11 protein-coding genes are annotated in these 12,757 nt (G+C 72.1%); 9 read left to right on the forward strand and 2 right to left on the reverse strand.

What is annotated here, in order from left to right; translation table 11 throughout:
* Positions 1–19: 19 nt before the first annotated feature.
* The 5 genes from ABFX81_RS05775 to ABFX81_RS05795 are packed head-to-tail and all read left to right on the forward strand — an operon-like array spanning position 20 to position 4,257.
* Entirely contained in the window at positions 20–1,360 is a 1,341-nt protein-coding gene (locus ABFX81_RS05775) for an enolase C-terminal domain-like protein (RefSeq protein WP_086853539.1), read from the forward strand.
* A complete protein-coding gene (locus ABFX81_RS05780; RefSeq protein ID WP_086853541.1) occupies positions 1,357–2,112 on the forward strand; it encodes an SDR family oxidoreductase in 756 nt (251 codons plus the stop codon). The genes ABFX81_RS05775 and ABFX81_RS05780 overlap by 4 nt, the downstream gene beginning before the upstream one ends.
* Entirely contained in the window at positions 2,109–3,119 is a 1,011-nt protein-coding gene (locus tag ABFX81_RS05785) for an aldo/keto reductase (protein ID WP_086853543.1), read from the forward strand. The genes ABFX81_RS05780 and ABFX81_RS05785 overlap by 4 nt, the downstream gene beginning before the upstream one ends.
* Entirely contained in the window at positions 3,116–3,433 is a 318-nt protein-coding gene (locus ABFX81_RS05790; RefSeq protein ID WP_086853546.1) for an L-rhamnose mutarotase, read from the forward strand. Before ABFX81_RS05785 ends, ABFX81_RS05790 begins: the two co-directional genes overlap by 4 nt.
* Positions 3,430–4,257: an amidohydrolase family protein gene (locus tag ABFX81_RS05795; protein WP_086853547.1), complete on the forward strand. Its 828-nt coding sequence runs from the start codon at positions 3,430–3,432 to the stop codon at positions 4,255–4,257. The genes ABFX81_RS05790 and ABFX81_RS05795 overlap by 4 nt, the downstream gene beginning before the upstream one ends.
* On the opposite strand, the gene ABFX81_RS05800 is transcribed toward ABFX81_RS05795, so the two are convergent.
* Complete coding sequence (locus ABFX81_RS05800) at positions 4,245–5,666, reverse strand: lipase maturation factor family protein (RefSeq protein WP_086853549.1); 1,422 nt, start codon at positions 5,664–5,666, stop codon at positions 4,245–4,247. The two genes, ABFX81_RS05795 and ABFX81_RS05800, sit on opposite strands and share 13 nt — an antisense overlap.
* Before the next feature lie 140 nt (positions 5,667–5,806).
* Between ABFX81_RS05800 and ABFX81_RS05805 the strand changes: the two genes are divergently transcribed.
* The 3 genes from ABFX81_RS05805 to ABFX81_RS05815 all read left to right on the forward strand — a co-directional run bounded on the left by ABFX81_RS05805 (position 5,807) and on the right by ABFX81_RS05815 (position 10,000).
* Positions 5,807–6,949 (forward strand): DUF6777 domain-containing protein, encoded by a 1,143-nt coding sequence (locus ABFX81_RS05805; protein WP_346137699.1) that lies wholly within the window; start codon positions 5,807–5,809, stop codon positions 6,947–6,949.
* Between the two features lie 77 nt (positions 6,950–7,026).
* Complete coding sequence (locus ABFX81_RS05810) at positions 7,027–9,114, forward strand: SpoIIE family protein phosphatase (protein WP_346137700.1); 2,088 nt, start codon at positions 7,027–7,029, stop codon at positions 9,112–9,114.
* A gap of 22 nt (positions 9,115–9,136) precedes the next feature.
* Complete coding sequence (locus ABFX81_RS05815; RefSeq protein ID WP_086854975.1) at positions 9,137–10,000, forward strand: DNA-formamidopyrimidine glycosylase family protein; 864 nt, start codon at positions 9,137–9,139, stop codon at positions 9,998–10,000.
* A 58-nt stretch (positions 10,001–10,058) separates the two neighbouring features.
* Here ABFX81_RS05815 and ABFX81_RS05820 read toward each other — a convergent pair whose 3' ends face one another.
* On the reverse strand, positions 10,059–11,084 hold the full coding sequence (locus ABFX81_RS05820; protein ID WP_086854974.1) for a winged helix-turn-helix transcriptional regulator: 1,026 nt from the start codon (positions 11,082–11,084) through the stop codon (positions 10,059–10,061).
* Positions 11,085–11,199: 115 nt separating this feature from the next.
* Here ABFX81_RS05820 and ABFX81_RS05825 point away from each other — a divergent pair, with 115 nt between their 5' ends.
* Entirely contained in the window at positions 11,200–12,753 is a 1,554-nt protein-coding gene (locus tag ABFX81_RS05825) for an AbgT family transporter (RefSeq protein ID WP_086854976.1), read from the forward strand.
* Positions 12,754–12,757 lie beyond the last annotated feature (4 nt).

Here is a 12,757-nt window from a genome sequence, read left to right on the forward strand (position 1 = left end):
CCGACCCGAAAGGCCCTCTGTGTCCCCGACGCCCGCCCGCATCACCGCGGTCGACACCCACGACATCCGCTTCCCCACCTCGCGCGAGCTCGACGGCTCCGACGCGATGAACCCGGACCCCGACTACTCGGCGGCCTACGTCGTCCTGCGCACGGACGCGGCCGACGGGCACGAGGGGCACGGATTCGCCTTCACCATCGGGCGGGGCAACGAGGTGCAGGTCGCGGCGATCGACGCGCTGCGCGGACACCTGATCGGCCGCTCCGTCGACGACCTGTGCGCCGATCCGTCCACCCTGAACCGCGACCTGATCGGCGACAGCCAGCTGCGCTGGCTCGGGCCCGAGAAGGGCGTGATGCACATGGCGATCGGCGCGGTCGTCAACGCCGTGTGGGACCTGGCCGCCAAGCGCGCCGGCCTGCCGCTGTGGCGGCTGCTCGCCGAGGCCGAACCCGAATGGCTGGTACGCCAGGTCGACTTCCGCTACCTCACCGACGCCCTCACCCCCGAGGAGGCCCTGACCCTGCTGCGCCGGGGCAGAGAGGGCGCCGAGGAGCGCACGGCCCGGCTGCTGGAGCGCGGCTACCCCGCCTACACCACCTCGCCCGGGTGGCTCGGCTACGACGACGAGAAACTCACGCGGCTCGCCGCCGGGGCCGTCGCCGACGGTTTCCGGCAGATCAAGCTCAAGGTCGGCGCCGACCTCGACGACGACATCCGCCGCTGCCGCGTGGCCCGTTCCGTCATCGGCCCGGACGTCCGCATGGCCGTCGACGCCAACCAGCGCTGGGACGTCGACGAGGCCATCCGCTGGACCAAGGCCCTCGCCGAGTTCGACCCCTACTGGATCGAGGAGCCCACCAGCCCCGACGACATCCTCGGCCACGCGGCGATCCGCCGGGCCGTCGCCCCCGTGAAGGTCGCCACCGGCGAGCACGTGCACAACCGGATCGTCTTCAAACAGCTCCTCCAGGCCGGCGCGCTGGACGTCGTCCAGATCGACGCGGCCCGCGTCGGCGGCGTCCCCGAGAACCTCGCGGTCCTGCTGCTCTCGGCCAAGTTCGGCGTCCCGGTGTGCCCGCACGCGGGCGGTGTCGGCCTGTGCGAACTGGTCCAGCACCTGTCGATGTTCGACTACGTGGCCCTGACCGGAACCACCGAGGACCGCGTCATCGAATACGTCGACCATCTGCACGACCACTTCCTCGACCCGGTGGTCATCCGCGAAGGTCATTACACGGCACCCTCCGCGCCGGGCTTCTCGGCCGCCATGCGGCCCGAGTCGCTCGCGCGGTTCACCTACCCGGGCGGCGAGTTCTGGGCCGCCGACCTCGACAAGAAGAAGGGTCGGGCTGCATGAGCGACTTCGAGGGCATCAGGGCCCTGGTGACGGGCGGCGCCTCCGGCATCGGCCGGGCCGCCGCGGAACTGCTGGCCGAGCGCGGTGCACAGGTCGCCGTCCTCGACCTGGACCCGTCGTCGGTCGACAAGCCCCTGCTGGCCTACCGGGCGGACGTCACCGACGACGCGTCCGTGCGCGAGGCCGTGGCGGCGGCCGTCGCCGACCTCGGCGGGCTGGACGTCCTGGTGAACAACGCGGGCATCGGCGCCCAGGGCACCGTCGAGGACAACTCCGACGACGACTGGCACCGCGTCTACGACGTCAACGTCGTCGGCATGGTGCGCACCGCCCGCGCCTGCCTGCCCCACCTGCGTGCCTCCGCGCACGCGGCGATCGTCAACACCTGCTCCATCGCGGCCACCGCGGGCCTGCCGCAGCGGGCCCTGTACAGCGCCACCAAGGGCGCCGTGTACTCGCTGACCCTCGCCATGGCCGCCGACCACGTCCGCGAGGGCATCCGCGTCAACTGCGTCAACCCGGGCACGGTCGACACACCGTGGGTCGGCCGCCTCCTCGACGCCGCCCCCGACCCGGCCGCCGAACGCGCCGCCCTGGAGGCCCGCCAGCCCACCGGCCGCCTGGTCGGCGCCGGCGAGGTCGCGGGCGCCATCGCCTACCTGGCGAGCCCCCTGTCCGGCGCCACCACGGGCACCTCGCTCGCCGTCGACGGCGGCATGCAGGGCCTGCGGCTGCGGCCGGTGGCCCGGTGAACCGGCTCGGCGGCAGCGGCGTCGAGGTCAGCGCCCTGTCCTTCGGCGCGGCCGCGATCGGCAACCTGTACACGGCCGTCGGCGAGGAGCAGGCCCGCGAGGCCGTGGAGGCCGCCTGGCAGCGGGGCATCCGCTACTTCGACACCGCCCCGCACTACGGCCTCGGCCTGTCCGAACGCCGCCTCGGCGCCGCCCTGCGCGACCACCCCCGCGACCGGTACACCGTCTCCACCAAGGTGGGCCGCCGTCTGGAGCCCACGGACGGCACCGGCGACGACCTCGCCGGCGGCTTCGCCGTGCCGGCCACCCACCGGCGCGTCTGGGACTTCAGCGCCGACGGCATCCGCCGCACCCTGGAGGCCAGCCTGGAACGCCTCGGTCTCGACCGGGTCGACATCGTCTACCTCCACGACCCGGACGAGCACGCCGAGTGGGCCTTCCGTGAGGGCTACCCCGCGCTGGAGAAGCTCCGCTCGGAGGGTGTGGTCGGGGCGATCGGCGCCGGGATGAACCAGGCGGAGATGCTCACCCGCTTCGTCCGCGACACCGACGTCGACGTGGTGCTGTGCGCCGGCCGCTACACCCTGCTCGACCAGAGCGCCCTCACCGGCCTGCTGCCCGCCGCCCAGGAACGGGGCAGGTCCGTCGTCATCGGCGGTGCCTTCAACTCCGGCCTGCTGGCGAACCCGCAGCCGGGCGCGAAGTACAACTACACCGTCGCACCCTCCGACCTGGTCCAGCGGGCGCTGCGCCTGAAGTCCGTCGCCCACCGCCACGGCACCACGCTGCGCGCCGCCGCCCTGGCCTTCTGCGCCGCCCACCCGGCCGTCGCCAGCGTCCTCGTCGGAGCCCGCTCTGCGCATGAAGTCCGCGACTGCGCCCACCAGTTCGCGGCCCGCGTGCCCGCCGCGTTCTGGCAGGAACTGCGTGCCAAGGGCCTGCTGCCCGCAGACGCCCCCGTGCCCGCCGAGGAGCAGTCCGAGACGCCGGCCAAGGAGCCGTCATGAGAGTCGCCCTGCACACCAAGGTCCGCGCCGACCGCATCGCGGAGTACGAGGCCGCCCACCGCGAGGTGCCCGGGGAGCTCACCGACGCCATCCGCGCCGCGGGCGCCACCTCCTGGACCATCTGGCGCAGCGGAACCGACCTGTTCCACGTCCTGGAGTGCGAGGACTACGCCCGCCTCCTCGCCGAACTGGAGAAACTGCCGGTCAACGTCGCCTGGCAGGCCCGCATGGCCGAGCTGCTGGACGTGGTGCACGACTACTCCGGCGAGGGCGCGGACGCCGGCCTGCCCGTCGTCTGGGAGCTGCCGTCATGACCGTGGTCGACGCGCACCACCACGTGTGGGACCTGTCCGTGCGGGACCAGGACTGGATCACGGAAGGCAGCCCGATCCGGCGCGACTTCACCGTGAAGGATCTCGCACCCGAGGCTCGCGCGGCGGGCGTCGACCGCACCGTCCTCGTCCAGACCGTCACCGTCCCCGACGAGACCCCGGAGTTCCTGGCCCTCGCCGACGAGCACGAGCTGATCGCCGGGGTCGTCGGCTGGACCGACCTCACCCGCCCCGACGTGGCCGACGAGCTGGCCCGGCTGCGGGAACTGCCCGGCGGGCGATACCTGAAGGGCATCCGGCACCAAGTCCAGGGCGAGCCGGATCCGCGGTGGCTGCTGCGTCCGGACGTACGCCGGGGCTTGACCGCCGTGGCCGAGGCGGGGCTGGTGTACGACCTGGTCGTGCTGCCCCACCAGCTCCAGGCCTGCACCGAGGCGGCGGCCTCCCTGCCCGGACTCACCTTCGTCCTGGACCACTTGGGCAAGCCGCCCATCGCCTCCGGCGCGATCGAACCCTGGGCGTCCGACGTCCGTGCCCTCGCCGCACTGCCCAACACCGTCTGCAAGCTCTCCGGCATGGTCACCGAAGCCGACCTCGCGTCCTGGACGATCGACGACCTGCGCCCGTACGCCGGCACGGTGCTGGAGGCCTTCGGCCCGGAACGCCTGATGTTCGGCTCGGACTGGCCGGTGTGCACCCTCGCGGCGACCTACGGCGACGTGCTCGACACCGCACGCCGGCTGACCGGCCCGTCCGACCACGCCCGGATCTTCGGTGCCACGGCCACCCGCGTCTACGACCTCTGAACGGTCTCCGCCAGCCGCGTCGGCGGCAGGAACTCCCGTACGTACGTCCGCTCCCAGCACGCGCCCGTCTCCCGCAGCTCGCTCCAGGTCGTGTAGCGGTAGCGGAAGAGGCGGGCGCGCACGTACCGCGGGGGCTCGTCCGGCGGGAACGGCGAGCGGCGCAGCAGCTTCAGCGTGTCGCGGTCGTTCTCCAGCAGCCGCTCCACCAGGGCGCCGAACCAGGACCCGGCGTACGCGGGGGAGAGGGCCGCGAACCACATCAGCCAGTCGAGCCGCAGATGGTACGGCGCGAACTGACGCGGCCAGCGCCGGGGATCACCGGGCTTGCCCTTGAACTCGTACTCCTGCCAGTCGGAGTCCTCGCGGGGCACGTCGTCGGCCGTGCCCTCGACGACCACCTCGTGGCGGACCCGGCTGACGCTGCCGAACGCGCCGTAGGTGTTGACCAGATGGAGCGGGTCGAAGGACCGGTTCATCACCTGGCGGCGGGAGATCATGTTGCGGACCGGCTGGTAGCTGAGTCCCAGCAGCAGCGCGGCGACCACGAGGACCACGACCTCGTACCAGAGCGGCGCGCCGGGCACCGACGGCGGATCGGCCGGGAACCGCACCGCCGGCAGGGCCAGCACGATCGTGATCCAGTTCAGCCAGGCGAAGTTGCCCGACAGCACCAGCCACAGCTGGGTGACGATCATCAGCGCGGCGGCGGCCGTCGCGACCGGCTGCGGCGTGAACAGCAAGAACGGCACGACGAGTTGTGTGAAGTGGTTCGCGGCCACCTCGACCCGGTGCAGGGGGCGGGGCAGATGGTGGAAGAACCAGCTCAGCGGGCCCGGCATCGGCTGCGTCTCGTGATGGTGGTCCAGGCACGTCAGCTTCCGCCAGCACTCGTCGCCCCGCATCTTGATCAGCCCCGCGCCGAACTCCACCCGGAACAGGATCCAGCGCAGCAGGAACAGCACGACGACGGGCGGCGCCACCTCGTCGTTGCCGAGGAACACGGCGAGGAAGCCGACCTCCAGCAGCAGCGACTCCCAGCCGAACGAGTACCAGGTCTGCCCGACGTTCACGACCGACAGGTACAGCACCCACGGCACCAGCCACAGCAGCATGCCGCCCCACAGCGGCAGCAGCGAGTCCAGCCCGGCCAGCAGCGCCGCCGACACCGCGCAGCCCGCCCACGCGCAGACGGCGAAGAAACGGTCCGAGTAGTGCAGCTGGAACAGGCTCGGTGCCCGCTTGAAGGGCACCCGCTCGACGAACCTCGGCACCGGCAGCATGCCGCGCTGCCCGATCAGCGCGCGGAACTGCAACGCCGCCGTCAGGAACGCGACCAGGTAGACGGCGGCCAGCGCCCGCTGGAAGACCAGCCGGCTCAGCCAGTAGTCGGATGCGGTGAACCAGTCCACGGCCGTGCGCTCCTCCCAGTGCCGCGCCAGACCCGTTGTCACGCTCCGTGAGCAACCACTCCGGTTGCGTGACCCGAGTGAGTGAAGCAAACAATAGTGATCAATTACCTCATACGTGACGAAGTGGGCTGGAGGGCGACGTGCGGACACCTACCGGGACCCTCGCCACGGTCTGCGTGCTCTTCGTGACGTTCCTCCTCTCGGGCTGCGGCGGCGACGGTGACGGCGCCGGCGAGGACGACGCCGCGGGCGCCGACGGGGCCCTCTTCCTCCAACCGGCCGCGGCCCAGGGGCCGAACCCCTTCACGGACTCCACGGCCACCACGACGGCTACCCCGTCCCCCATCCCCCGAACGCCCGAGACGGCCGGCCCGGGCGACGCGGCACCGGTCTCCGCCGACCTGAGCGGCCTGCGCTCGCTCTCCGGCGGAACACCCGGCCTGTACGGCGGCATCGAGCGGACCGGCAGCTGCGACGTCGCCCGGCAGATCGGCCACCTCACCCGCGACCGGGCCAGGACACGCGCCTTCGCCCGGGTCGCGGGCGTCTCCCCGGCGTCCGTCCCGGATCGCCTGCGCGATCTGACGCCGGTCGTGCTGCGTGCCGACACCCGCGTCACCAACCACGGCTTCCGGGCCGGCCGGGCCGTCGGTTACCAGGCCGTCCTCCAGGCGGGCACCGCCGTCCTGGTCGACGGCCGGGGCGTGCCGCGCGTCCGGTGCGCCTGCGGCAACCCGCTCCGCCCCCCGGTGGCGCTGCGGGGCACACCGGCCGTCCAGGGCACCCCGTGGCCCGGCTACCGGCCCGGCCGGGTCGTCGTCGTGAGGCCCGCTCCGCAGACGATCACCGACTTCACGATCGTCGACGTCACCACCCGCACCTGGATCGAACGGCGCACCGGCCACGACGTGCGCCGCGACCGGGCCCTGCCGCCACCGGTCTGGGCGATGAACTCCCCGGCTCCGACGCCCCGGCCGTCCGAGCCACCGCCCCCCGCTCCACGCGAGTCCGGCGTCTCCGCGGACCCGCGCAGCACGTCCCCCCGGGACGTGAGCTCCCCGGGTGACATCAGCCCCCCGGTCACCGTCACGGACGCACCACCGCCCGACGAGCCCGGCCCGATGCCCGACGAACCGCCCCCCGACGACCCCGGCGGCCCCGACGAGGTCGGCCCCGTCGCCGTGCCGGACAGTCCCGATCTGCCCGACGGAGCCGGGCTGATTCCCGATGATCCGGCCGACGGCAGCATCCTCGGCAGCCCCACGGACGTCTTCGGTAACTGAGGGCCGGTTCGGCGGAGTGGCCCGTAAACTCAGCACATCCGGTCGAAGAATCGGACGAATCCTGGCAAGGTGGGCCCATGGCTGATCGGGGAGCGAGCGCCCTGTCCCTCCCGGACGACTGGCCCACCCACCCGGACCCGATCCTCGCGCTCAACCGGATGGGCAGCTTCGACTGGGATCTGGACACCGGCCTGATGCAGATGGACGCCCGGGCCCACGAGGTCTTCGACGTGCGCCCCGACGAGTACGACGACCACCCCGAGACCCTCTCCAAGCGCGTCCCGCCCGGCGAGGCCCGGCGCCTGGACACCGCGGTCACCCAGGCCCTCAAGGACGGCAGCGAGAACTACGGCGCCTACTTCCGCGTCCGCTGCCGCGACGGCTCCCTGCGCTGGACCCACACCCAGGGCTACATCCGGCGCGACGACACCGGACGGCCCCGCCGCATCATCGGCATCGTCCGGGACGCCACCCAGGAACTCGCCGAGAGCGAGGCCCGCAGCGACCAGGCCGCCCAGGACGAGGCCCGCCGGCAGCAGACCAGCGTCGTCGAACTCACCACGGCCGCCCTCGCCCACGCCCGCACCGTCCAGGACGTCATCGACGTCCTCAAGGACACTCACGGCCTCACCCACCTGGGCGCCACCAGCCTCGTCATGGGCCTGGTCGAGGCCGGCCGCATCCGTCTGGTCGCCGAGGGCCCCTCGGACAGCTTCGTGCCCGGCACCCGCGTCACCCGGATCGACGAGCCCTACCCGATGAGCGAGGCCGTACGGACCCTCGCTCCCTGCTTCATCGAGTCGCCGGAGGAGTTCGCCGAGCGCTACCCGATCCTCTGGCCGCACATCACAGACCTGAACATCACGTCGGCCGCGTATCTGCCGCTCATCGTCCAGGCACAGCCGATCGGCGCGATGGGCCTGCTTTACAGCGACCGGCACGGTTTCACCTCCGAGGAGCGCAACATCCTCGTCGCCCTCGGCAGCAGCATCGCGCAGAGCCTCCAGCGGGCCATGTTCTACGAGCAGGAGATGGACCTCGCGCAGGGCCTCCAGCAGGCCATGCTGCCCCGGACCATCCCGAGCGTGCCCGGTGCCGACATCGCCGTCCGCTACCGCGCGGCCACCATCGGCGGCTCCCTCGGCCGTGACATCGGCGGCGACTGGTACGACCTGATCCCGCTGCCCGGCGGCCGGGTCGGCGCCGTCATCGGCGACGTCCAGGGCCACGACACGCACGCGGCCGCCGTCATGGGCCAGTTGCGCATCGTGCTGCGCGCCTACGCCGCCGAGGGGCACACCCCGGCCACCGTGATGGCCCGGGCCTCCGTCTTCCTGCACGAACTCGACACCGACCGCTCCGCGACCTGCCTCTACGCGGAGGCCGACCTGTCCACCGGCGTGCTCCAGGTGGTCAGGGCCGGCCACATCGATCCGCTCGTGCGGCAGACCGACGGCTCCTGCCGCCGCGTCACCGTCCCGGGCGGTCTGCCGCTCGGCCTGTCCGCCGAGTTCGGCCGCCTCTCCTATCCGGTGGGCACCGTGGAACTGGACCCGGGCGAGACACTGCTGCTGTGCACCGACGGGCTGGTGGAGCAGCCCGGCGCCGACCTCGACGACGGTATGCGCACCCTGACCGCGCTCGTCGCCACCGGTCCCGACGACGTACGGGACCTCGCCGACCGGCTCATCGACGTGGCCGCCGAACGCGGCGGCGACGACGACGTGGCGCTGCTCCTGTTGCGCCGGCGAGGGCCGGACGGCCCGCAGTCCGGCCGCCGGCTCCAGTGGCTCGTCGCCCCCGGCGATCCGGCGGCCCTGGCCGAGGCCCGGCACACGATCCGCACCGCGGTCGGCGTCTGGGGAGCCGCGGACCGCGCCGACGAGATCGAACTGGTCGCCGACGAGCTGGTCACCAACGCCCTGATGCACACCGAGGGCTCCGCGATCGTCACCCTGCGGGCCCTCACCGGTTCGGAACGCCGGCTGCGCGTCGAGGTCGAGGACTCCTCCAGCGCCCTGCCGCGCCGCCGCGAGGCGGGCGAGTCGGGCGTCTCCGGGAGGGGGCTGCTGCTGGTCGAGCTGCTCACCGACGTGTGGGGCGTGGAGGCGCGCGGCGGCGGCAAGGCCGTGTGGTGCGAGTTCGTGGTGCCCGACCCCGAGTGAAACCGCGTGGCACTCTGGACCTATGCCGGAACTCCCCGAGGTCGAGGCGCTCAAGGACTTCCTCACCGAGCACCTCGTCGGCCACGAGATCGTACGGGTGCTGCCCGTCGCGATCAGCGTCCTGAAGACGTACGACCCGCCCCTGTCCGCGCTGGAGGGCCACGAGGTGGCCGCCGTGCGCCGGTACGGCAAGTTCCTCGACATCCGGACCGCGGACGGCCCGCACTTCGTGACGCACCTGGCCCGCGTCGGCTGGCTGCACTGGAAGGACCGCCTCCCCGACGGCCCGCCCCGGCCCGGCAAGGGCCCCCTCGCCCTGCGCGTGGCCCTGGAGACCGGAGCCGGTTTCGACCTGACCGAGGCCGGCACCCAGAAGCGGCTCGCGGTGTACGTCGTGGCGGACCCCCAGGAGGTCCAGGGCATCGCCCGGCTCGGCCCGGACCCGCTGGCCGACGACTTCGACGAGCGGCGCTTCACGGAACTCCTGGCCGGTGAACGGCGGCAGCTCAAGGGCGCGTTGCGCGACCAGAGCCTGATCGCGGGCGTGGGCAACGCCTACAGCGACGAGATCCTGCACGCGGCGAGGATGTCGCCCTTCAAGCTGGCCGCGTCCCTGAGCGAGGAGGAGACCGGGCGGCTGTACGCGGCCCTGCGCGACACGCTCACCGAGGCGGTCGAGCGCTCCCGGGGCGTGGCGGCCGGCCGGCTGAAGGCCGAGAAGAAGAGCGGCCTGCGCGTGCACGGCCGCACGGGCGAGCCCTGCCCGGTGTGCGGCGACACCGTCCGCGAGGTGTCCTTCAGCGACTCCTCGCTCCAGTACTGCCCGACCTGCCAGACCGGCGGGAAACCGCTGGCGGACCGCAGGATGTCCCGGCTGCTGAAGTGAGCTGCCGCGGAAGACGGCCTTCTGGATCCATCGCGCCGGCCGGCGCCGCCGGACCCGGCTACAGGAGCGCCGGCGCGTGGAATTCACCGAGACCGGAGGTCCCGTCCCGGTCCAGCCAGTAGCGGCGCGGTTCGGCCAGCATGACGCCGACGCTGACGGCGAGGATGCCGGGGATCCCGGACAGTTCGTCGTCGACGAAGCGTGCCAGGGCGGAGCGGTCGGTGACCAGGCCGGTGGCGAGGACGGACAGGTCGCTGGCCACATGGACGGCGAGCCGGGTCTGGGGGAGCCGGTCGATACGGTGCATGACGTCGGGGGTTTCGCCGGGGGCCACGCGCAGGCGGAGCATGAAGGGGGTCTGGAAGCCGAGCCATTCCGACACGATTTCCAGGCGCGGTTTGACCCACCCCTCGTCCAGGACCCGGCGGACGACGCGGTGTGCGGTGGAGGTGGCCAGACCGGCGGCCCGGGCGATGCTCGCGGCGGATGCGCGGCCGTCCTGGATGAGCTGGGCGACGACCGTGCGTTCGGCCTCGCTGAGCGGTTTGGCGGGGGGTGTCGCCGTCGCGGTGCCCTCGGGGCGGGCTCCGGTGAGCTCGAGCAGCCCGGCGCGTTCGGCCTCGGTGAGAAACCCGGGATCCCAGGTGATGCCACGGCGCAGTGTGCTGAGGGCCGGCAGGGCGTTGACGCGGCGGACGCCGGGGATGGAGAACATCCGGTCGATCGCCTCACTCGTGGCGGCCTCGGTGGGGGCGTGGACCACGACGTAGAGGGGGTAGTCGCCGGAGATCTGTGCCAGGAGCTGGAGGTGGGGCAGGTCACGGAGCCGGTGGAGGACGGCCAGCGGGGTTTCGCCGGTAATGTCCAGGAAAACGTGGACCGGCATCGTCGTGGAGTGCATGCCCCAGTCGGCCTGCCCGATCACGCGGACCATCCGGGCCTCGTGCAGCCGGTCGTAGCGGCGTTTGAGCGTGCTGGCGTCGGCGGCCAGGATCCCGCCGATGTCGTCCCAGGTGGCCCGGGGTGCCAGGTGGAGTGCGCCGATGAGGCGCCGGTCGAGCTCGTCCAGGAGAGGGCGGGTCATAGCACTCCACCTTAGACTGCCGATTAATCCCACTGTTACATCCAGAGGCTAGAGAATCTCTCATCGAAGTGCCATTGTTCGCAGGAACATCCCTCGAATGTGCGAAGAGGAACCGATGAGTACCACCTCCGCCCAGCCCCAGCCGACCGAGCCGCGGTCGAGACTCCTGCGCGCCGCGTTCCGGAGTTTCGCGGCGATCGAGAAGGTCGGTAACAAACTCCCCAACCCGTTCTGGCTGTTCTGGATCCTCGCGGGGGTCGTCGCCGTCCTCAGCGCCGTACTGGCGACGGTCGGCGTCAGCGCCGTGCACCCCGGCACGCACGAGACCATCGACGTGCGGAACCTGCTCAGCAAGGACGGCCTCACGATGGCCGTCGAGGGAGCAGTCGACAACTACGCGGCCTTCCCGCCGCTGGCCACCATCCTCACCGTGATGTTCGGCATCGCCGTCGCCGAGAGGAGCGGGCTGTTCGCCGCCCTGCTGCGCCGCATGGTCGCGCGGGTGCCGGGCAGGTACCTCACCTTCGCCCTGTCGATGACGGCCATGGTCAGCCATGTCGCCGGCGACGCCGCCTACGTCACCCTCATCCCGCTCGGCGCGCTCATCTTCCGTGCGGCGGGCCGCAGCCCGGTGCTCGGCTGCATCGTCGCCTACGTCTCGATCTCCGCCGGCTACGACGCCTCCCCTTCGCTGACCCCCACCGACGTCCTGCTGTCCTCGATCTCCACCGCCGCCGCCCACACCATCGACGGCGACTACGTCGTCACCCCGCTGGCCAACTACTTCTTCGGGCTCGGCTCGTCGGTCCTCATAGCCCTGGTGATCACGCTCGTCGTCGACAAGGTCCTCACCCGCCGCTCGGACCTGGAGCCCGACGAGCCCGTCACCGAACCGGACGCCACGGATCTGACGGCGATCGAGGTCACCGGGCAGCAGCGCCGTGCCCTGCGGGTGACCGGGCTGGTGGCAGTGGGCTTCCTGGGGCTCCTGGCGGTGTCGATGATCCCCGCGTCCTCACCGCTGCGCGGCGAGGACGGCGGCATCGTCGACTCCCCGCTCATCGGCGGGATGGCGCTCGTCCTCGGCGTGTTCTTCGCCCTGCTCGGCACCGTCTACGGCCGGATGACCGGCACCTTCTCCGCCGCCCGGGACATCATCGCCGCGATGGCCGACGGCACCCGGTCGATGGCGCCGATCCTCGTCCTGTTCTTCGCCATCTCCCAGTTCCTCGCCTACTTCAAGTGGACGAACATCGGCAACATCCTCGCGGTCAAGGGCGCGGAGACCCTGCGCGAACTGGACATGCACGGCTGGACCGTGCTGGTCGGCATCGCCGTGCTGATCACCTTCATGAACCTCCTCATCACCAGCGGCTCCGCGCTGTGGGCGCTGGCCGCGCCGGTGCTCGTGCCCATGCTGATGCTGATCGGGATCGAGCCGGAGACCACCCAGGCCGTCTACCGCGTCGCCGACTCGGTCACCAACTGCGTCACCCCGATGAGTCCGTACTTCGTGATGGCCCTGGGCTTCATCCAGCAGTACCGCAAGTCCGCCGGCATCGGCACCCTGGCCTCCTTCACGATTCCGATCGCCGCCGTCGTCTGGGTCGTCTGGATCGCGTTCTTCGTGGCCTGGTACCTGCTGGGCATCCCCTTCGGTGTCGGCTGACCCG

The sequence above is a fragment of the Streptomyces coeruleofuscus genome (assembly GCF_039532725.1).
Lineage (GTDB): Bacteria > Actinomycetota > Actinomycetes > Streptomycetales > Streptomycetaceae > Streptomyces > Streptomyces coeruleofuscus.